The following is a 20,553-nucleotide window of genomic DNA, read 5'->3' on the forward strand; positions in this document are numbered from 1 at the left end:
GTCCAGACGAAGCCACCGCCGGTTCGACCCGAGCCGTTTCGTTGGGCCGCCCGGGTCGCCGTCTATCGCGGCGTCGTTTAGGCGTAAAACGGGTTCCGCGGGTCAGCCGGTCGGGCTCGCAGCGCTCCGTCGTTGGGCGCGCCACCACTGGCGGACCAGCACCAGGCTGGCGATCAGGCCGAGGCTGGCCGGGGCGGCGGCGTACCAGTTGACGTGGCCGGGGGAGCTGACCGCCGCGCCGATCGCGGCGTAGCCGAACGCGGTCGGCGCGGACGCGATCACGCTGCCGGTCAGGAACGGCGCCAGCCGGGCGGCGGTGGTGCCGTAGCCGTAGCTGACCAGCCCGAAGCCGGCGATCGGCAGCAGCCGGACGGTGACCACGCCGAACACGCTCTGCCGCGCGAACCACCGGTCGAGGCGGGCCAGCCGGCCACGGACCCGCTCGGCGACGAACTCCCGGCCGAGCAGCCGGCCGACCGTGAAGCCGATCGCCGCCGCCACCAACGCGGCGCTCAGGGCGTAGGCGGCGCCTTCGAGGGGACCGAAGATCGCGCCCGCGGCGAGCGTGATGAAGGTCCGGGGGACCAGCGCGACCAGCAGCAGCGCTCCGCCGAGGATCGCCGCCACGGGGGCGAGGGCCCCGAGCCGATCGTCCAGCTGGGGAAGCTGCGCCGGATCGGGTCGGGGCACCAGGAGCAGCAGCAGGCCGCAGCCGCCGATCAGCAGGATGAGCAGGGCGAACCGGGCGGCCGACGGCTGCCGCAGCAGCCGCCGGACGGCACGGATCATGCCCGAGCGGCGGCCACTGCGGAGCGGCGCTCGTTGCGCAGCCGGTCGGACCAGGTGTCGTCCAGCGGCGGCAGTTGGTGCGCCCCGGTGGCCCAGCGCAGCAGCAGGTCGGCCAGGGCCGGGTTGCGGGCCAGCGCCGGGCCGTGCGAGTAGGTGCCGAGCAGCTTGCCGCGCCAGGCGCCCTCGGTGTTGCCGTCGTTGCCCACGCCGGCGGTGACCCGGGCCAGCGGGGAGACCTCGGGGCCGAGGTGGGTGCGACCACCGTGGTTCTCGAAACCGGTCAACGCGGGAAGCCCCAGGCGTGGATCGATCTCACCGGCCAGCTCGCCGACGGCCCGGCTGGAGCCACGGTCGGACTGCAGGTCCAGCAGCTCCAGGCCGCGGCACTGCACGCCCTTGGCGAAGAACGAGGTGCCGAGCAGCTGGTAGCCGGCGCAGACGCCGAACACCACGGCGCCCTGGGAGACCGCCCGGTGCAGGCCACCATCGGCGATCAGCCGCTGCGCGCCCAGCGCCTGCGGGCCGTCCTCGCCGCCGCCGACGAGGTAGATGTCGGCGGTCGCGGGCAGTTGCTGGTCGGAGCGGACCTCCAGCACCTCGACCGGCATGCCGCGCTGGCGGGCCCGCCGGGCCAGGATCAGCGCGTTGCCCCGGTCGCCGTAGGTGGAGAGCAGGTCGGGGTAGATCCAGACGATGCGCAGGCTCTCAGTTGACACGGTCCAACTCCGCTCGGATGTCCTGGAACGCGGTGTAGTTCGCGATGACCTCCAGCCGCCCCGGCGGGACCGACCGGATCGCGTCGTCGAAGGTGCGCACGTGCTGGAACGGCACGTCGTTGACGTCCAGACGGACCGCCAGGTCGTACGCCCGGTCGCCGGTGATCAGCACCTGCCGTCCGCGCAGCGGGGCGAAGTCGACGTCGAAGAGCCAGGAGGTGTCCAGGCCGTCGGGGTCGCGGGCGTTGATGGAGAGCAGGGTCGGCGCGTCGTCGGCCATGTCGAACGCCTCCAGCCAGCTGGCCGGGTTCTTGGCCAGCAGCAGCCGGATGTTGCGCCCGTCCTTGTCGACCTGCGCGTAGCGGCCGGCCACCGACGTGACGATGCCGAGGCGGGACACCGCGTCGACGGGGCGTACGCCGAACTCGGCGGCCACAGCCAGCGCGGTCGCCGCGTTGCCGAGGTTGACCTTGCCGGGTAGCTGGAGGGAGACCTTGTGCCAGGCGCCGGTGGGGTCGAGCACGCCCTCGTCCTCGACGACCCACTGCGGCTCCGGTCGGCGCAGCGCGCAGCCGGTGCACCACCACTGGTCGCCGGAGCGCTGGATGGTGGAGCCGCACTCGGGGCAGACCCAGGAGTCGTCGTGCCAGCGCTGGCCGGCGCTGAACCAGGTCACGTGCGGCGGGTTGATGCCGCGGGCCGGGTCGGCCGGCGGGGTGGCGGCCCACACCACCATCGGGTCGTCGGCGTTGGCCACCACCCGTACGTCGGTGTGCCGGACCAGCGCCGCACGCCAGAGCTGCGCCATCATGGCGACCTCCTTGGCGCGGTCGAGCTGGTCGCGGGAGAGGTTGAGCAGCGCGACCACGTGCGGCTCGGTCGCCTCCAGCACCTGGGCGAGGTAGTGCTCGTCGACCTCCAGCACCGCGTACGGGGTGCTGCCGGCCTTGGCCAGCGCCGAGGTGTGCCCGGTGGGCATGTTCGCGCCGAAGGAGTTGGTGGCGACCCGCCCGAGCACGCCGACCGCGGCGGCGGTCAACCGGGTGGTGGTGGTCTTGCCGTTGGTGCCGGAGACGAGCGCGATGGCGCGCCCGGCCGACAGGTGCGCCAGCAGATCCGGGTCGATCTTCAGCCCGATCCACCCGCCGATCACCGAACCGTCGCCACGCCCGGCCGCCCGGGAGAGCGCCGCGGCCGTCCGTGACACGGAGCTGGCCACCTTCGCCCGTAGGGGCATTTTCGCGTCCGTCACGCGAGCGAGGTTACCGGACCGACCGCCCCGCCAGATCGCCGCCGACGCCGAACCGTTCGGCCGTGGCGGGTGTGTGGGCGGCCGGGTCGGCCTCCACCGGACGGAGTCGATCTATGTCGGAAAGCGGACCACGCCGGGTGGGCGCTCGGGCCCTCCACTCCGCTCCACCCCGTGTGACGTGCGGTTTTGCTCGCCGATCGGCCGCGCCACGCGGGCGATTCTGGTTGCAGGTGGAGGGAAGTGGAGTAGAGTGGGGCCCAATGGTGAGGCCGGGAGGGCTCACCGGCCCGGGGGGTCAGCGGCGCCGCGAACGCCGCTCAAAGGGCGAGGGGGTTGGGCCGATGTTCCTCGGCACCCATACTCCGCGCCTGGACGACAAAGGCCGGTTGATCCTTCCGGCCAAGTTTCGGGATGAGCTGGCGGGGGGTGTCGTGGTCACCAAAGGGCAGGATCGCTGTCTCTATGTCTTTCCGACACCCGAGTTCCAGCGCATCGCGGAGCAGTTGCGGGCGCAGCCGATGACGCACAAGGCGGCCCGGGCCTACAGCCGGGTCTTCTTCGCCAGCGCGCACGACGAGGTGCCGGACAAGCAGGGCCGGGTGACCATTCCGGCCCACCTGCGGGAGTACGCCGCACTCGACCGGGACCTGGTCGTGATCGGCGCGAGCACGCGGGTGGAGATCTGGGACAAGGCCGCCTGGGAGACCTACCTCGCCGAGAGCGAAGACGACTTCGCCGACATCGAGGAGGGGGTGCTGCCCGGCGGACTGTAGGGCGGATCGGCGCCCGACGTACTGCGAGATCTCCAGCCGCTTTCGAGTTCCTGGCATCCCTTCCCCGGTGCCAGGCGCACGATCCAGTCATCGGGTTCGCCCGGTGGACGGCGGGAGCGGATGGGGATCTGGCGGTACGACGGCAGCGCCGTCCGACGACAGACGCAGGAGAAGAACGGACGTATCAACCAGTGGGGGTCAACATGGGGGAGCTACGCGGCACGCACGTGCCGGTGCTGCTCGAGCGGTGCCTCGAGCTGCTGGCCCCCGCGCTGGGTCGAGGCGGCCGGACTGTTCACGTCGACGCGACGCTCGGCTTGGCCGGGCACGCGGAGGCGGTGCTCGAGGCGCATCCGGAGACGGTCCTGATCGGGCTCGACCGGGACACCGAGGCACTCGCTCACGCGCGGGTCCGGTTGGCACGTTTCGCCGACCGCATCCACCTGGAGCACGCCGTCTACGACGAGTTGCCCGACGTGCTGGCCCGGCTGGGTTATCCGGGCATCGACGGGATCCTGTTCGACCTGGGTGTCTCGTCGTTGCAGTTGGACGCGCCCGACCGCGGGTTCGCCTACGCCCAGGACGCGCCACTGGACATGCGGATGGACCAGACGCGGGGGGTGACCGCCGAGGAGGTGGTCAACACCTACGCGCATCCGGACCTGGCCCGGGTGTTGCGGGTCTACGGCGAGGAGAAGTTCGCCGGCCGGATCGCCTCGGCGATCATCCGGCAGCGGGAACGCGCCCGGATCACCTCGTCCGCGCTGCTGGCGGAGCTGGTTCGGGACTCCATTCCGGCACCAGCGCGACGAACGGGTGGACACCCGGCAAAGAGAACGTTTCAGGCTTTACGGATCGAGGTAAACAGAGAGCTGGCAGCGCTGGAGGCAGCGCTGCCGTCCGCGCTCGACGCACTGACCGTGGGCGGTCGCATGGTGGTCCTGTCCTACCACTCGCTGGAGGACCGGCTCACCAAGGCGGCGCTCGCGGACCGGGTCCGCAGTAAGGGCCCGATCGACCTCCCGGTCGAGCTGCCCGGGTCCGGTCCGACGTTCCGGCTGCTCAGCCGGGGCGCCGAGCTTCCCGGGGAGGCGGAGGTCGCCGCGAACCCGCGCGCCGCCTCGGTGCGGCTGCGGGCAGCGGAACGACTCGATCCGAACGCGACAGAGCAAGGGCGGACCGACCGCGAACGGTCCCGCCGACGGGTGAAGGGGATGCACCAACCGGGGACGGGGTCTGCGTGATCCGTGGGGGGTCCGCAGACGACGACCCGCAGAGGGACGGATGTTGAGGGGGAGGGGACATGAGCATTGACAAGCGCGACCGCCGGGGCATCACCGGCGGCGGGCAGCGCGCACCGCGGTCGGGGGGCCGGACCGCGGCGGAGCGAGCCACGCGCGTGGAGAACGCTACGCCACGCATCGATCGAGTCAACCGGCAGGGGGAGGCTCGCGCCCGGGGGGCGCGCGAGTTCCCGACGCAGGGCAGCGCCGCGCTGCGACCGGCCGAGAAGGCCGCCGCCGCGTCCAGCGCCCGCCCGCCCCGGCTGCGGGTGGCGCCACCGCCGCCGGTGTCGGTGCCGCGCGCTCCGTTCGCGGCGCTGATCGTGGTGCTGGTCGTCGGCGGGGTGCTCGGCATCCTGGCGGTCAACACCAAGATCAATGAGAACGCGTTCCGGCTGGAGAAGCTGCAGCAGCAGCAGGCCCGGCTGGATCTGGAGAAGCAGCAGCTGGACAAGCAGATCGCCGAGGCGAAGGCGCCCGGCAACCTGACCGCCGAGGCGCGGCGGCTGGGCCTGGTGGACGCTGGCGAGCCGGCGTACATCCGGATGCCGGACGGCAAGCCCATCGGCGTGCCGAGGCCGGCGACCGGCGAGCCGTCGGTGACCAGTCAGGGTGCGGGAGGCTGACCGGTGCCACCAAGGTCGGACGAGCCGCGCCGGGATCCCAAGGGGTCCCGGCGCGGCTCTTCGCGTGACGCCACACCCGCCGACGAGGAGCCTCGGGCCGGCGAGCCGGGCATCGGGGGCATCTCCGGCGCACGGGCGTACACCCCGAGGGGTCGGACGGTCCGCGAGGAGCGCGGCACGCCGGCGCGCAGCGGGGGTGCCGAGCAGCGGCGTACCCCGCGCAGCACCCGGTCCGGCGACCCGTTCCGGCCGGCGTTGCAGGTGCTCGACGGCGGTCGCGCCGCGGCCCGTTCCGGCCGGCGGGCCGCCCCGGCGGCCGGTCGCGGCGGCGTCGTGCGAACCGTCGCGCCGCGTACCCCGCGCGGCCCGGCCGGCGACGAGCCGCCGCCGCGCCGCCGGACCACGCCGAGGACGCCCGGCCGCGCCAGCCGTGCCGACCGCCCGGCGGCCCGGCGGCCGTCCCGCAAGCCGCCGCGCCCGCCGAAGCTGGCCGACCCGCGCCTGCGGCTGCGGCTGGGCACCGTGCTCACCCTGGCCCTGTTCGTCACCATCGGGATCCGGCTGATCTTCCTGCAGGCCGTCGACGCCCCGGCGTACGCAGGCGGCGGCGTCGCCGACCGGACCCGCACGGTCGAGCTGCCCGCGCCGCGCGGCGCGATCTACGACCGCACCGGCGAGCCGCTCGCGCACAGCGTCGAGGCGCGGTACGTCTTCGCCGACCCGACCGAGATCACAGACGAGGCCGCCACCGCGAAGGCGCTCTCCCCGCTGCTCGGCATCCCGGCGTCGAAGCTCACCGCGCTGATGAAGCCCCGCAAGCTGGAGAACGGCAACCCGTCCCGGTTCGAGTACCTGGCCCGGGGGGTCGAGATCCCGACCGCCAAGCAGGTGTTGGCGCTGGAGCTGCCCGGCATCGGGGTGCACCGCGACGAGCGCCGCGAGGTCCCCGGCGGTGACCTGGCGGCCAACCTGATCGGCTTCACCAGCCAGGACATGGTCGGGTTGGAGGGTCTGGAGGCCCGCTACAACGAGCAGCTCGCCGGTCAGGACGGCAAGCGGGTGTACGAGGCCGGCCTGGGCGATCTCGCCGCGCCCATCCCGGGCGGCTACAGCAGGACCACGCCGGCCAACCCGGGCAGCTCGCTGTGCCTGACCATCGACCGTGACCTGCAGTTCAAGACGCAGCAGATTCTCAGCGCGGGGATGGCGCGGCAGCACGGTGGCACCGCCGCCGCGGTGGTCATCGACGTGCCCACCGGCGAGGTGCTGGCCCAGGCGAGCCATCCCACCTACGACGCCGCGAAGCCGATCCCGAGCGACCCGGTCGCCCGGGAGGACGCCGCGACCAGCTTCGTGGTCGACCCCGGCTCGGTGCACAAGGCGATCACCTACGGCGCGGCGCTCCAGGAGGGGGTGATCACCGCGGACACGACGCTGCCCATCGCGAACAGCATCAAGAAGGGCGACACCTGGTTCTCGGACACCCACCGGGCCAACGGCCGGCAGATGAGCGTCCCGGGGATGCTCGCCTACTCGTCGAACGTCGGCACCATCACCATCGCCGACCGGCTCGGCCCGGACCGGCTGATCGACTACCAGAAGCGGTTCGGGCTGGGCCAGCCCACCCGCGAGGGCCTGCCCGGCGAGGCCAGCGGGCGGCTCCTGCCCGCCGACGAGTGGAGCGAATCGTCGCGCGGGTCGGTGCCGATCGGGCACAGCGTCGACGCGACGCCACTGCAGATGGCCGCCGCGTACGCCGCCATCGCCAACGACGGCACGTACGTGCAGCCGCACCTGGTCAAGGAGACCATCGACCCGGACGGCAAGCGCACCCCCGGACCGACCCCGGTGACCCGCTCGGTGCTCAGCCCGCAGAACGCGGCAGCCCTGCGCACCATGCTGGAGGCGGTCACCACGGTCGACGGCGCCACCGGTCTCGCCGCCGCGGTCCCCGGCTACCGGGTCGCGGGCAAGACCGGCACCGGCTGGCGGCTGGTGGACGGCAAGAAGCAGCCCGGCGAGGTGTCCTCCTTCATCGGCATGGCACCCGCCGAGAAGCCCCGGTACGTGATCGCCGTCTTCGTGTACGCGCCGGGCGGCGGGGGCGCGGCGATCGCTCAACCGGCCTTCCGGGACATGATGCAGTTCACGCTGCGTCACAACCGGATTCCGCCTTCCGCCAGTGGTTCGGCACCCAAGTTCGTGGTCTATCCGCGCTGAGCAGCAATGGCGGGACATCATCGGTGAGTGCCGACGAACCACCGGGGCGGCTGTGCGGCCGGAACCGGACGACCGGGTAGGGTCTGACGCCGTGCCCGGCAATCCACGTCCACGTACCGTGACCGGAATTCGGCTCGGTGATCTCGCCGTCCGGCTCGCTGTCGACCTCCCGGCGGACGCCGCCGACGTGGTCGTCACCGGGGCGACCCACGCCAGCCAGGAGGTCCGCCCCGGCGACCTGTACGCGGCGTTGCCCGGCGCCCGCCGGCACGGCGCGGAGTTCGCCGCCGGCGCCGCCGAGGCGGGCGCCGTGGCCCTGCTGACCGACCCGGCCGGCGCGGAGCTGGCGGCGGGGACCGGCCTGCCCGCCCTGGTGGTGCCCGACCCGCGTGCGGTGCTCGGCGAGCTGGCCTCGGCCGTCTACGGCGACCCGACCGCCGCGCTCACCGTGATCGGTGTGACCGGCACGGCGGGCAAGACCTCCACCGCGTACCTGATCGAGTCGGGGCTGCGCGCGGCTGGGCACACCACCGGGCTGATCGGCACCGTGGAGACCCGGCTCGGCGACCTGGTGATCGACAGCGTGCGTACCACCCCCGAGGCGACGGACCTGCACGCGATGCTGGCGACCGCCCGGGAGCGGGGGGTGACGGCCGTCGTCATGGAGGTCTCCAGCCACGCGCTGGCCATGGGCCGGGTGGGCGGGGTCCGCTTCGCCGTGGGCGGCTACACCAACTTCGGCTCCGATCACCTGGACTTCCACGCCGACAGCGCCGACTACTTCGCCGCCAAGGCGCAGCTCTTCGACGGTCGGTGCGCGGTCGAGGTGCTCAACCAGGACGACCCGGCGCTCAAGCCGTTGTACAAGCCGGCGACTGTCACCTACTCGGCGGCCGGCGACCCGAGCGCGACGTGGTGGGCCGACGGCGTCGACGGCGAGGGGTACGCGCAGCGGTTCGCCGCGCACGGCCCGGACGGCGTCACGCTGGCCGCCGGGGTGGCGCTGCCCGGCCGGCACAACGTGGCCAACGCGCTGCTGGCCATCGCCACGCTGGTGGGCGCCGGGGTGGACCCGGCGACCGCGGCGACCGGCGTGGCCGCCTGCGGTGGCGTACCCGGCCGCCTCCAGTTGGTCGACGTCGTCGGGCCGGTGCGCGGGGTCGTCGACTACGCGCACAAGGCCGACGCGATCGTGGCGGCGCTGGCGGCGCTGCGCGAGCTGAGCGCCGGCCGGTTGATCTGTGTGATCGGTGCCGGTGGAGACCGGGACCGGGGTAAGCGGCCGGTGATGGGCGCCGCCGCGGCGGAGGGAGCCGACGTGGTGCTGGTGACCGACGACAATCCGCGTACCGAGGATCCGGCGGAGATCCGCGCCGAGGTGCTCGCCGGGGCGTACCAGGCCGGCGCGGCCGCCCGGATCATCGAGGTGGCCGGTCGTCGGGCCGCGATCGACGAGGCGGTCCGGCTGGCCGGGCCGGGTGACGTGGTCGCGCTGCTCGGCAAGGGCCACGAGCGGGGCCAGGAGGTGGCCGGCGAGGTGCTCCCGTTCGACGACAGCGTCGAGTTGGCCGACGCGCTGCGGGCCCGGTTCGGCGACCCGGCGGGTCAGCGGTGATCGCGCTGAGCCTGGCCGAGGTGGCCGAGGCGGTCGACGGGCGGCTCGTGGCCGCCGACCCGACCGTCACTGTCACCGGCTCGGTCGAGTTCGACTCGCGCAAGGTGGGGCCCGGTTCGCTCTTCGTGGCCTTCCCCGGGGAGAAGGTCGACGGGCACGACTACGCGGCGACGGCGGTGGCGGCCGGCGCGGTGGCGGTGCTCGGCAGCCGCGAGGTGCCCGGGGTGCCGATGGTGCTGGTCGACGACGCCCTGGCCGCGATGGGCCGGCTGGCCCGCGCCGCGGTGGACCGGCTGCCCGAGCTGACCGTGATCGGCGTGACCGGTTCCTCGGGCAAGACCACCACGAAGGATCTGATCGGTCAGCTCACCTCCCGGCTCGGGGCCACGGTGGCACCGCCCGGCTCGTTCAACAACGAGCTGGGGCACCCGTACACCGCGTTGCGGGCCGGGCCGGACACCCGCTACCTGGTGATGGAGAAGGGCGCCCGCGGGGTGGGGCACGTGCGCTACCTCTGCGAGCTGGTGCCGCCCCGGATCTCGGTGGTGCTCAACGTCGGGACGTCGCACATCGGCGAGTTCGGCTCGCAGGAGGCGATCGCCCAGGCCAAGGGCGAACTCGTGGAGGCGCTGCCGTCCGACGGGCTGGCCGTGCTGAACGCCGACGACCCGCGGGTGGACGCGATGGCGAGCCGCACCGTGGCCCGGGTGGTCCGCTACGGCGAGGCGTCGGACGCCGACGTACGCGCCGAGGACGTCACGCTCGACGAGCGCGGGCACCCGTCGTACACCCTGGTCACCCCGGAGGGGCGCACGCCGGTGCGGCTCGCGTTGACCGGCCGCCACCAGGTCGGCAACACCCTCGCCGCCGCCGCGGTCGCCCGGGAGCTGGGCATGCCGCTGGCCGAGCTGGCCACGGCGCTCGGCGAGCTGCGGCTGGTCTCCACCCGGCGGATGGACGTCTTCGACCGGCCCGACGGGGTCACGGTCATCGACGACTCGTACAACGCCAACCCGGCCTCGATGGCGGTCGCGCTGCGGGCGCTTGCCAGCCTCGGAGAGGGGCGGCGTACCGTCGCGGTGCTCGGTTACATGGCCGAGCTGGGCCCGTTCGAGCGGGACGGCCACCGTGAGGTCGGCCAACTCGCGGCCGAGCTGGGTGTCGACCGGCTGCTCGTGGTGGGTGAGCCGGCCGCGCCGATCCACGACGGCGCGACAGCGGTAGCGAACTGGGGAGGAGAGTCGGTGCTGCTCACCGATCAGGCGGCGGCCGTCGAGGTGCTGCGGGGCGAGCTACGGCCGGACGATGTCGTCCTGGTCAAGGGCTCCCGGTACCGGACCTGGGAGGTTGTCGACGCGCTGCGCGCCGACGCCGGGGAATCCACCCGATGAGGGCGGTCATCGTCGCCATCGGGGTGGCCTTCCTCGTCTCGCTCTTCTGCACCCCGATCGCCATCAAGGTGTTCACCCGGCTCAAGGCCGGTCAGCCGATCCGCACCGACGGCCCGGCCATGCACCAGACCAAGAAGGGCACGCCCACGATGGGCGGCGTGGTCTTCATCCTGGCCACGGTGATCGCGTACGTGGCCGGACACCTGGCGCTGACCACCCTGCCGGATCAGCAGATCGCGCAGGTGGAGCCGACCATCACCGCGCTGGTGCTGCTGGGGCTGATGGTCTTCTCCGGTGCGGTCGGCTTCCTCGACGACTTCCTCAAGGTGCGCAAGCGCAACAGCGCCGGGCTGAACAAGCGCGGCAAGCTGCTCGGCCAGATTCTGGTCGGCGCGGTCTTCGGCGTGGTCGCGTTGTACTTCCCGAGCACGATGACCGACGCGTCGGGCGCGGTGACCAACACCGAGACGGTGGGCAGCACCACGCTGAGCTTCATCCGGGACATCGACGCCCTGGAAGTCAGCAAGGTCGGCGCGGTGATCATCTTCATCTTCGTGGTGATGGGCGCGACGAACGGGGTGAACCTCACCGACGGTCTGGACGGTCTGGCCACCGGCGCCTCGGTGATGGTCCTCGCCGCGTACGCGTTGATCGCGTTCTGGCAGTACCGGCACTGGTGCGCCGACCCGAACTACACCCAGCCCTACTGCTACGAGGTGCGCGATCCGTTGGAGATCGCGCTGATAGCCGGGGCCGCGGCCGGGGCCTGTGTGGGCTTCCTGTGGTGGAACACGTCCCCGGCGCGGATCTTCATGGGTGACACCGGGGCGTTGGGGCTGGGCGGCCTGATCGCCGGCATGGCGATGTCCACCCGGACCATCCTGCTGCTGCCGATCATCGGTGGCCTCTTCGTGATCATCACGATGTCCGTGGTGATCCAGATCATCTCCTTCCGGACCACCGGTAAACGTGTCTTCCGGATGTCGCCGCTCCAGCACCACTTCGAGTTGGCCGGTTGGAGCGAGGTCAACATCGTGGTCCGGTTCTGGATCATCGCCGGCATCGGCGTGGCCATCGCGCTGGGCCTGTTCTACAGCGAGTTCCTGGCCAACATGACCTGATCCCGCCCGTTCCCCGCGATCTTGCACTTTCGGTCCCCCGAATGCCCCGTTCTGCGGCTTGCGTCCGGGCAGAAAGTGCAAGATCGACGGGGTGGAGTGGCCGACACGCCGGGGGTGTCGTTTGGGCTCGCCCGACGCGCGTAGCGGTGATGATGTCGGGGTGGGGGAGGAACGAGGCACCGAGGGCAGGACAGGCGGCCGGCCGCGACGATCACCGGGTGCGCGGCGTACCGCTGCGGCTCCGGTGGCGCCGCCCGGGCCGGACGACGCGCCAGGGCCAGACGACGAGGGCGGGCCGGACCCCAGGCGCGGCCCGGACGGCAGGCGTGGGCCGGATCCCAGGCGCGGCACGGACAGCCCGCGCGGCTCGGACGACACGCTTGGTTCGGACGGCTCGCTCGGTTCGGACGGCTCGCACGGGGCCGGCGACAAGCGGGGGGCGGACAGGTCCCGTGGGGCGGTGCCGGGTGCGGCGCCACGGGAGCCGGAGGCCGCCGCGCCGGTGCCGCTGAGCGCGCTGGACGCGGCCGGTGGGCTGGCCGCGCTGCGCGGCCTGCTGGACCGGCCGCTGGCCTCCTACTACCTGCTGCTGTCCAGCGCCGGCCTGCTGCTGCTGATCGGGTTGACCATGGTCTTCTCGGCGACCAGCGTGCGCGACTACGCCGAGGGTGGCAACGCCTCGGCGTCGGTGACCAAGCAGGCCATCTTCGCCGTGATCGGCATCGGGGCGTTCTGGGTCTGCCAGCGACTGCCCGCGAGCACCTACCGGTCCCTGGGTCGGCCGCTGCTGTTCACCGCGATCGGGCTGCTGCTGCTGCTCAACCTGCTGCTCGCGTACGCCCGGCTGACCGACCAGGACTCGGCCCGGATCGGCCCGATCGAGGCGCGGCTGCTCTGGCTGTTCATCGGCGGGATCCAGGTGCAGCCCTCCGAGTTGGCCAAGTTCGCGCTGGTGTTGTGGGGCGCGCACCTGGTCGCCCGCAAGGGCGCCGCGCTGGGCTGGTGGCGCGAGCTGGCCACCCCGCTCTTCCCGGTGATGGGGCTGCTCTTCGTGCTGGTCGGCTACAACGACGTGGGCACCATGCTCTGCCTGCTGGCCCTGGTGGTCGGCCTGCTCTGGGCCGCCGGGGTGCGGATGCGGGTGTTCGGCGCGCTGACCGTGATCGGTCTGCTCGGCGTCGGCCTGCTCATCGCGGTGGCCTCGCTGGGTGCCGGCTCCGGTCAGCGCGGCGCGGAGAACTACCGGCTGGCGCGGCTCACCCTGTTTCTCAACCCGCCGCCACCGGACCAGTGCGGGGACCCCTGCTACCAGTTCTACCAGGGACGACTGGCCATCGAGCACGGCGGCTGGTTCGGCGTCGGGCTGGGCAAGAGCAGCCTCAAGTGGGACTGGCTGCCCGAGGCGCACAACGACTTCATCTTCGCGATCATCGCCGAGGAGCTCGGGGTGATCGGTTGCGCGGTGGTGCTGAGCCTGTTCTCGGTGCTCGCGTACACCGGGCTGCGGATCGCCCGACGGGTCGACGACCCGTTCCGGCGGCTCGCCGCAGCCGCCGTCACCACCTGGCTGGTGAGCCAGGCGGTGATCAATATCGGTGGGGTGGTCGGGCTGCTGCCGATCACTGGTCTGCCGCTGCCGTTCATCTCCGACGGCGGAAGTGCCCTGGTCGTGACGTTGGCCGGGATCGGCATGCTGGCGTCCTTCGCCCGCGCCGAACCCGATGCGGCCAGAGCACTGCATGCCCGTCCGCCGGCCCGGTGGGTCCGACTACTCTGGGCCCCGTTGCCGCCGCTTCCCGGCCGGCGTCGCCGGCCGGCGACGCCGCCGGCTGGCCGAGGGTCCGTGCCCCGGTCCCGTGAGCGGCGACAGGACGACCAGGCCGCACCGCGCGGCGCCGGGCAGGGCCGGAGTCGCGCGGGTTCGGCGAGCGAGAGGAGACGCTGATGGGTCCGCTGCGTTCGGTGGTGCTCGCGGGAGGTGGCACCGGGGGGCACATCTACCCGCTGCTCGCCTTCGCCGACTGCCTGCGCCGACACGACCCGGGCGTCCGAATCACCTGCCTCGGCACACCGAAGGGCATGGAGAACGAGCTGATCCCGCCGCACGGTTACGAGCTGCGGCAGATCCCCGCATACCAGCTGCCCCGGTCGGTCAACATGAACCTGGTCCGCACCCCGGGCCGGATGTGGACCGCGGCCCGCGCGGCGGGCAAGGTGATCGACGAGGTGCGGGCCGACGTGGTCGTCGGCTTCGGCGGGTACGTCTCGGTGCCGGCCTACCTGGCCGCCTGGCGGCGTGAGCTGCCCATGGTGATCCACGAGGTGAACGTGCCGCCGGGGGTGGCCAACCGGCTGGGCATGAAGTTCACCAAGAACATCGCGGTCGGCTTTCCCCATCAGCCGAGCCAGGCCGAGGCGCTGCGCCACGCCACAGTGGTCGGGGTGCCGCTGCGCCGCTCCATCGCCTCACTGGACCGGTACGCGCTGCGCGACGCCGCCCGCGCCCACTTCGGGCTCCGCCCGGACCTGCCGGTGCTCTTCGTCGCCGGCGGCTCGTCGGGCGCCCGCTCGGTCAACCTGGCGGTCTCCGGGGCGGCCAAGGAGCTGGCCCGCAACGGCGTGCAGGTGCTGCACGTGATGGGCGCCCGCAACGAGCCGGTGCCGATCCCCACCGACCTGCCGGTGCCGTACGTGACGCTGCCCTACCTGTCGGAGATGGAGCTGGGTTACGCCGCCGCCGACCTGATGCTGGCCCGGGGCGGGGCGATGACCGTCGCCGAGGTGGCCGCGATCGGGCTGCCCACGATCTTCGTGCCGTACCCGCACAGCAACCAGGAGCAGAAGCGCAACGCGCTGCCGGTGGTCGAGGCCGGCGGAGGGCTGCTGGTCGACGACGCCGAGCTCACCCCGGACTGGCTGGAGCGGGCCGTCATTCCGCTGATCCGCGACCCGCAGCGGCTGTACGCGATGGGCGCCGCCGCGTCGGCGTACGGGCGGCGCGACGGTGACGAGGCGCTGCGCTCCTTCGTCGTCGAGGCGGTGGCCCGATGACCGCGCAGTTCACCCCGGCCGGCACACTCACCGCCGAGGACCTGGGCACCATCCACCTGATCGGGGTGGGTGGCGTCGGCATGAGCGGGCTGGCCCGGCTCTTCCTCACCCGGGGCATCCCGACCTCCGGCAGCGAGCTGCGTGAGTGGCCGTCGCTGGCCGGCCTGCGGGCGCTGGGCGGGACGATCCACATGACGCACGAGGCGACCAACCTCGACGGCGTGGACACCGTGGTCTACTCCTCGGCCATCCCGCAGGACCACCTGGAGCTGGTCGAGGCGCGTCGGCGCGGCCTGCGGGTGCTGCACCGCTCAGAAGCCCTCGCCGCGGCGATGACGGGCCGCCGTGCGATCGCGGTGGCCGGTACGCACGGCAAGACCACCACCACGTCGATGGTGACGATGGTGCTCCAGCAGGCCGGCGTGGACCCGTCGTTCGTGATCGGCGGGGAGATCTCCGAGGTCGGCTCGGGCGCCCACCACGGCACCGGCGAGCACTTCGTGGTCGAGGCGGACGAGAGTGACCGCTCGTTCCTCATCTACCGCCCGTACGTCTCGATCATCACGAACGTCGAGGCGGACCACCTGAACACCTACGGCGACTACGCGACGCTGGAGGCGGCGTTCGTCGAGTTCGCCCGGCTCACCGACCCGGACGGGTTCATCATCACGTGTGCCGACGACCCGGGTGGTCGGCGGCTGGCCGCGACGCTGCGCGCCGAGGGGCGCCGGGTCCACACGTACGGCGCGGCCGACGACGCCGACCTGCGGCTGACCGAGATCGTCTCCTCGGCGCGGGGAGTGCGCTACCTGGCCGCGATCGACGGCCGGTCGCTGGGCGAGTTCCGGCTGCCGGTGCCGGGCCGGCACATGGGGCTGAACAGCGCCTCGGCGGTGCTGGCCGCGTACCTGCTGGAGCTGCCGCTGGAGGCCGCGGAGGCGGCGCTGGCGGTCTTCCCCGGCGTGCGGCGGCGCTTCGAGCGCAAGGGCGTCGCGGACGGCGTGCTGGTCTACGACGAGTACGCCTACCACCCGACCTCGATGACGCTGGCGATGCAGACGCTGCGCGAGGTGGCCGGGGACGGGCGGCTGATCGTGGTCTTCCAGCCGTACCGGCTGTACCGGACCCGGGACTCGCAGGCGGAGATCGCCGAGGCGCTGGCCATTGCCGACGAGGTGGTGCTGCTGGAGGTCTTCGGGCCGGGCGAGCTGCGTCAGCCCGGTGAGGGGTCGGCGGCGCTGATCGAGGCGGTGGCGTTGCCCGCCGAGCGGAAGGTGTTCGTCGACTCGTGGGAGGCGGCGCCGGTCGAGGTGGCCCGCCGGGCCCGATCCGGGGACGTCGTGGTGACCATGGGCGCCCCGCCGATCTCGCTGATGGGTGACGAGTTGCTGGCCGCCCTGGGCGCGCGGAGTTCCGGCTCCGCGTCGAGGGCGACAGTCGATCCGGTGGCGATCGGCCAGCCGGTGCCCGGCGGGTCCACCGCCGGTGGCGATGGTGCGGCTCTCGGCACCGTCGCACCGGACGGCGCGGCGCCCCCGGCCGGATGAGCCCCGGCCCCGCCCGCGGGCGGACCAGCGCCGCCGAGGGCGGCACCCCGCGACGTGGGCCGGTGCGGCGGTGGCAGCTGGTCCGGGCCGGCAGCGACGCGGTGCCGCCGTCGACCCGCCGGTTCATGGCCCGCGCCCGGCAGCGCCGGATGCGCGCGGCGCTGCCGTGGGCGGTGGCCGCTGGGGTGCTGGCGCTGCTCGGGCTGGTCGCCTGGACGGTGCTCGGCACCGGGTTGTTCGGGGTCCGCGAGGTGACGGTGGAGGGCGCGAAGCTGGTCACCGCGGTGCAGGTGCGCGACGCGGTGGGGGTGCCCGACGGGGTGCCGCTGGCCCGGGTTGACCTGGCCGCCGCCGAGCGCCGGGTCGGCGCGCTGGCGCCGGTGGAGCGGGCCACGGTGACCCGGGACTGGCCGGGCGCGCTGGTGGTCCGGGTGACCGAACGGACCCCGGTGGCGGCGGTGCCGCAGGGGGAGGCGTTCGCCCTGATCGACCGCAGCGGCGTGGCGTTCCAGACGGCGGCCCGCCGACCTGCCGACCTGCCGCTGGTGCGGGTGACCCGGCCCGCCGCCGACGACCCGGGCACCCGGGCCGCGCTGGAGGTGCTGGTGGCGTTGACCCCGCAGCTGCGCGCCGAACTGGTGGATGTGAGTGTGGAGAGCCTGGCCCGGATCAGCCTGCGGCTGCGCGGGGACCGCACGGTGGTCTGGGGTGACGCGACGAGGGGTACGGACAAGGCCCGGGTGGCTACCGCGCTGCTCGACGAGGACGCCGACCGGATCGACGTGAGCGCGCCGGACGTGGTGACCTTCCGCTGATCGGAGAGCATCCGGGGACGTGATGAGTCGCGCTCCGGCGGCGACACGCCGGTCAGGTCCTTGGCTCATCGGGCGGTGGCGCTTACGTTGCCCCGAAGAGGATCAGTGGTTGACATAACTGTAAGCCTCTAGTAGAGGGTTAGGGTTCACCTCTGGCCCTCGCTGGTGACAGCTGTCGTCGGCCGCTGGGCTGGCCACGCCGTACCCGGTCGGCCGAAGCCAATCTCGAAGGGAAAGGACCGGAGATGACACCTCCGCACAACTACCTGGCGGTCATCAAGGTCGTCGGCATCGGGGGCGGCGGGGTCAACGCCGTCAACCGGATGATCGAGGTTGGGCTCAAGGGCGTCGAGTTCATCGCGATCAACACCGATGCCCAGGCGCTGCTGATGAGTGACGCCGACGTCAAACTCGACGTCGGCCGGGAGCTGACCCGTGGGCTGGGCGCCGGGGCCAATCCGGACGTGGGCAAGAACGCCGCCGAGGACCACCGCGACGAGATCGAGGAGGTGCTCAAGGGCGCCGACATGGTCTTCGTGACCTGCGGCGAGGGCGGCGGCACCGGCACCGGCGGCGCGCCCGTGGTGGCCAACATCGCCCGCAAGCTCGGCGCGCTGACCATCGGCGTGGTGACCCGGCCGTTCTCCTTCGAGGGCAAGCGTCGCCAGGTGCAGGCCGAGACGGGGATAGACGAGCTGCGCAACCAGTGCGACACCCTGATCGTCATCCCGAACGACCGGCTGTTGGCACTCGGCGATCGCGGCATCAGCATGATGGACGCGTTCCGCACCGCCGACCAGGTGCTGCTCTCCGGTGTGCAGGGCATCACCGACCTGATCACCACCCCGGGTCTGATCAACCTGGACTTCGCCGACGTCAAGAGCGTGATGAGCGGCGCGGGCAGCGCGTTGATGGGCATCGGCAGCGCCCGTGGGGAGAACCGGGCGGTCGAGGCGGCCGAGGCGGCCATCTCCAGCCCGCTGCTGGAGCAGAGCATGGACGGCGCGCGTGGCGTGCTGCTCTCCATCGCCGGCGGCTCCGACCTGGGCCTGTTCGAGATCAACGACGCGGCCCAGCTGGTCACCGACGCGGCCCACCCGGACGCCAACATCATCTTCGGTGCGGTGATCGACGACGCGCTCGGCGACGAGGTCCGTGTGACGGTCATCGCGGCGGGCTTCGACGGCGGTACGCCGGCGTACAAGGCGGCCGAGCCGACCCGCAAGACCAACACCAACCAGCCGGCGCCGCAGAGCACTCCGGTGCCCCCGCCGGCCACCCTGCCGGCGCCGACCCAGTCGCCGCGCCGCGTGCTCTTCGACGACGTGGACGTGCCCGACTTCCTCAAGAACGGGTCCTGAGCACCGCCGATGACTGACAGCTCAGCCATGGCACGACCGGACCGGCGCGCCGAACTCGCGGCCGGCCTGGCCCAGGTGAGGGCCCGGATCGCCGACGCCTGCGCGGACGCGGGCCGGGACCGCGCCGAGGTCACGATGATCGCGGTGACCAAGACGTACCCGGCCGACGACGTGCTGGCGTTGGCCGGGCTCGGGGTGACCGACATGGGGGAGAACCGCGACCAGGAGGCGGCCGGCAAGGCCGCCGAGGTGGCCGCCGCCGGGGTGAGCCCGCGCTGGCACTTCATCGGCCAGCTGCAGCGGAACAAGGCCCGCTCGGTGGTCCGGTACGCCGACGTCGTGCATTCGGTGGACAGCGCGCGGCTGGCCCGGGCGCTGGCCTCGGCGGCGGCGGACCGGGAACGGCCGCTGGACGCTCTGGTGCAGGTGAGCATCGACGGCGACCCGGCCCGCGGTGGGGCACTGCCCGGGTCGGACGACCCGGGCGTCGGGCTGGAGGCGGTGGCCGAGGCGGTGGCCGACGCGCCGGCGCTGCGGCTGGCCGGCCTGATGGCGGTCGCGCCGCTGGGCTGGCAGCCGGAGCGGGCCTTTGCCCGGCTGGCCGAGGTGGCCGAGGCGTTTCGGACGGTCCATCCAGGGGCGACAGCGTTGTCCGCGGGAATGAGCGGCGACCTGGAAATCGCGATCCGATATGGCGCGACACATGTCCGCGTCGGTAGCGCGTTGCTCGGAATGCGTCCCACGCTGCGGTAGCCTGACCGCGAGACATGCAAATTACATCAGTGTTGTTTCAGGGACGGCGTCCCCTTGTCGGGGGTTGTGGCGTGCGACGCGAATCGCGCGCCAGGGGATTGCCGTTCCGGTCCGATGGGCATGGTTGTCCACTCGCGACCGGCGACATGGCACGGGGGCGAGTGCCGCACGGCGGACGGAAGGGCGCGGGATGGGTGCACTGCGCAAGGCGGGGGTCTGGCTCGGTCTGGTCGAGGAAGACGACGAGCGGGCCTACGACGACGGTGGCTACGACAAGGGTGGCTACCGTGATTCGCGGTACCGGCAGAGCCGGTACGCCGAGGAGTTCGCCGACGAGGACGACGACGACACCGAGGAGCCACCGGCTCCCCGGCCGCGGGCGAGCGAGCGGGGTCGGTTCTCCGAGCGGGCGAACGGGCGGGCCGGCGAGTCCGACCGTGGTGACGGTGAGCGTCCCGAGCGCCTCGAGCGGTCCAGCGTACGGTCGATCACCCGGTCGTCGGCCGGTGAGAGTTCCGGCGCGCTGACCTACCACACGCGCGACAATCTGGCTCTCGCGCCGCAGGCCACGACGCGCGAGCGTGCCGTCGCGCCCGAGGAGGAGCAGCGCTACCAGATCACCACGCTGCACCCGACCACCTACCGGGAGGCGCGCACCATCGGTGAGCACTTCCGCGATGGCGTGCCGGTGATCATCAACCTCACCGAGATGGATGAGGCCGATGCCCGCCGTCTGGTTGACTTCGCCGCCGGTCTGGCCTTCGGGCTGCGCGGTACGATCGAGCGCGTGACCAATCGGGTGTTCCTGCTCTCACCGGCCAATGTCCAGGTCACCGCGGAGGACAAGGCCAAGATCGCTGAGGGCGGTTTTTTCAGCCTGAGTTGACCCCGCCCGACCCGAGGGACGTCGCTGACCGTGTTGTCGATCTTGCTGCAAGTGTTGTATCTGGTCCTTTATGTCTTCCTGCTTGTTCTTCTGTCCCGGTTCGTGTTGAGCGCCGTCTTGCAGTACGGCCGTCGATGGCAGCCGGGCCGTGGCGCATCGGCCGGACTGGAATCCGTGTGGAGCGTCACTGATCCCCCTCTCAACGCGTTGAGGCGTGTGATCCCTCCGCTGCGAATTGGTACCGTGAGCATCGACCTGGCCTCCCTTGTGCTCCTGGTTATCCTGTTCGTGCTGATGGAGTTCGTGTTAGGGCCGTCGATCAGGGCATCTGCCTGATGACCGACGCGCTTTCGC

At 72.6% G+C, this 20,553-nt stretch carries 18 protein-coding genes; 15 read left to right on the top strand and 3 right to left on the bottom strand.

Going from position 1 to position 20,553, the window contains the following annotated elements; translation table 11 throughout:
- Nucleotides 1-102: 102 nt before the first annotated feature.
- From ABZ808_RS25095 to ABZ808_RS25105, 3 genes are read right to left on the bottom strand one after another with little or no spacing between them, the layout of a single operon-like run.
- On the bottom strand, nt 103-789 hold the full coding sequence (locus tag ABZ808_RS25095) for a VTT domain-containing protein (protein WP_357010971.1): 687 nt from the start codon (nt 787-789) through the stop codon (nt 103-105).
- Nucleotides 786-1,505, bottom strand: a complete 720-nt coding sequence (locus ABZ808_RS25100) for a glutamine amidotransferase (RefSeq protein ID WP_357010973.1) — start codon at nt 1,503-1,505, stop codon at nt 786-788. The genes ABZ808_RS25095 and ABZ808_RS25100 overlap by 4 nt, the downstream gene beginning before the upstream one ends.
- On the bottom strand, nt 1,495-2,742 hold the full coding sequence (locus ABZ808_RS25105; RefSeq protein WP_357011231.1) for a MurT ligase domain-containing protein: 1,248 nt from the start codon (nt 2,740-2,742) through the stop codon (nt 1,495-1,497). Before ABZ808_RS25105 ends, ABZ808_RS25100 begins: the two co-directional genes overlap by 11 nt.
- A 356-nt stretch (nt 2,743-3,098) precedes the next feature.
- On the opposite strand from ABZ808_RS25105, the gene mraZ reads away from it, so the two are divergent.
- The 15 genes from mraZ to ABZ808_RS25180 all read left to right on the top strand — a co-directional run bounded on the left by mraZ (nt 3,099) and on the right by ABZ808_RS25180 (nt 20,535).
- Nucleotides 3,099-3,530, top strand: coding sequence for a division/cell wall cluster transcriptional repressor MraZ (mraZ, locus tag ABZ808_RS25110; RefSeq protein ID WP_357010975.1), 432 nt, complete (start codon nt 3,099-3,101; stop codon nt 3,528-3,530).
- A gap of 203 nt (nt 3,531-3,733) precedes the next feature.
- Nucleotides 3,734-4,774 carry a 16S rRNA (cytosine(1402)-N(4))-methyltransferase RsmH gene (gene rsmH, locus ABZ808_RS25115; protein ID WP_357010978.1) on the top strand — a complete coding sequence of 347 codons (1,041 nt, stop codon included), beginning with the start codon at nt 3,734-3,736 and terminating at the stop codon, nt 4,772-4,774.
- A gap of 59 nt (nt 4,775-4,833) precedes the next feature.
- Entirely contained in the window at nt 4,834-5,439 is a 606-nt protein-coding gene (locus ABZ808_RS25120; RefSeq protein WP_357010980.1) for a hypothetical protein, read from the top strand.
- A gap of 3 nt (nt 5,440-5,442) precedes the next feature.
- Entirely contained in the window at nt 5,443-7,659 is a 2,217-nt protein-coding gene (locus ABZ808_RS25125; RefSeq protein WP_357010982.1) for a penicillin-binding protein 2, read from the top strand.
- A gap of 52 nt (nt 7,660-7,711) precedes the next feature.
- Complete coding sequence (locus ABZ808_RS25130; protein WP_357010984.1) at nt 7,712-9,274, top strand: UDP-N-acetylmuramoyl-L-alanyl-D-glutamate--2,6-diaminopimelate ligase; 1,563 nt, start codon at nt 7,712-7,714, stop codon at nt 9,272-9,274.
- A complete protein-coding gene (gene murF / locus ABZ808_RS25135; protein ID WP_357010986.1) occupies nt 9,271-10,665 on the top strand; it encodes a UDP-N-acetylmuramoyl-tripeptide--D-alanyl-D-alanine ligase in 1,395 nt (464 codons plus the stop codon). Before ABZ808_RS25130 ends, murF begins: the two co-directional genes overlap by 4 nt.
- The gene (gene mraY, locus ABZ808_RS25140; protein WP_357010988.1) at nt 10,662-11,786 is read left to right on the top strand and encodes a phospho-N-acetylmuramoyl-pentapeptide-transferase; all 1,125 of its coding nucleotides are present in this window, start codon (nt 10,662-10,664) and stop codon (nt 11,784-11,786) included. Before murF ends, mraY begins: the two co-directional genes overlap by 4 nt.
- A gap of 535 nt (nt 11,787-12,321) precedes the next feature.
- A complete protein-coding gene (locus ABZ808_RS25145; protein WP_357011233.1) occupies nt 12,322-13,731 on the top strand; it encodes a putative peptidoglycan glycosyltransferase FtsW in 1,410 nt (469 codons plus the stop codon).
- Complete coding sequence (gene murG, locus ABZ808_RS25150) at nt 13,731-14,837, top strand: undecaprenyldiphospho-muramoylpentapeptide beta-N-acetylglucosaminyltransferase (RefSeq protein WP_357010990.1); 1,107 nt, start codon at nt 13,731-13,733, stop codon at nt 14,835-14,837. The genes ABZ808_RS25145 and murG overlap by 1 nt, the downstream gene beginning before the upstream one ends.
- A complete protein-coding gene (gene murC / locus ABZ808_RS25155; protein WP_357010992.1) occupies nt 14,834-16,384 on the top strand; it encodes a UDP-N-acetylmuramate--L-alanine ligase in 1,551 nt (516 codons plus the stop codon). The genes murG and murC overlap by 4 nt, the downstream gene beginning before the upstream one ends.
- Nucleotides 16,381-17,199 carry an FtsQ-type POTRA domain-containing protein gene (locus ABZ808_RS25160; RefSeq protein ID WP_357010994.1) on the top strand — a complete coding sequence of 273 codons (819 nt, stop codon included), beginning with the start codon at nt 16,381-16,383 and terminating at the stop codon, nt 17,197-17,199. The genes murC and ABZ808_RS25160 overlap by 4 nt, the downstream gene beginning before the upstream one ends.
- 245 nt (nt 17,200-17,444) lie before the next feature.
- Nucleotides 17,445-18,560 carry a cell division protein FtsZ gene (ftsZ, locus tag ABZ808_RS25165; RefSeq protein ID WP_357010996.1) on the top strand — a complete coding sequence of 372 codons (1,116 nt, stop codon included), beginning with the start codon at nt 17,445-17,447 and terminating at the stop codon, nt 18,558-18,560.
- 9 nt (nt 18,561-18,569) lie between these two features.
- Nucleotides 18,570-19,313: a YggS family pyridoxal phosphate-dependent enzyme gene (locus ABZ808_RS25170; protein ID WP_357010998.1), complete on the top strand. Its 744-nt coding sequence runs from the start codon at nt 18,570-18,572 to the stop codon at nt 19,311-19,313.
- Nucleotides 19,314-19,503: 190 nt separating this feature from the next.
- The gene (sepF, locus tag ABZ808_RS25175) at nt 19,504-20,199 is read left to right on the top strand and encodes a cell division protein SepF (RefSeq protein ID WP_357011000.1); all 696 of its coding nucleotides are present in this window, start codon (nt 19,504-19,506) and stop codon (nt 20,197-20,199) included.
- A 30-nt stretch (nt 20,200-20,229) separates the two neighbouring features.
- Nucleotides 20,230-20,535: a YggT family protein gene (locus ABZ808_RS25180; RefSeq protein WP_355593008.1), complete on the top strand. Its 306-nt coding sequence runs from the start codon at nt 20,230-20,232 to the stop codon at nt 20,533-20,535.
- Nucleotides 20,536-20,553: the final 18 nt, after the last annotated feature.

It is taken from the genome of Micromonospora sp. NPDC047527 (assembly GCF_040643015.1).
Lineage (GTDB): Bacteria > Actinomycetota > Actinomycetes > Mycobacteriales > Micromonosporaceae > Micromonospora.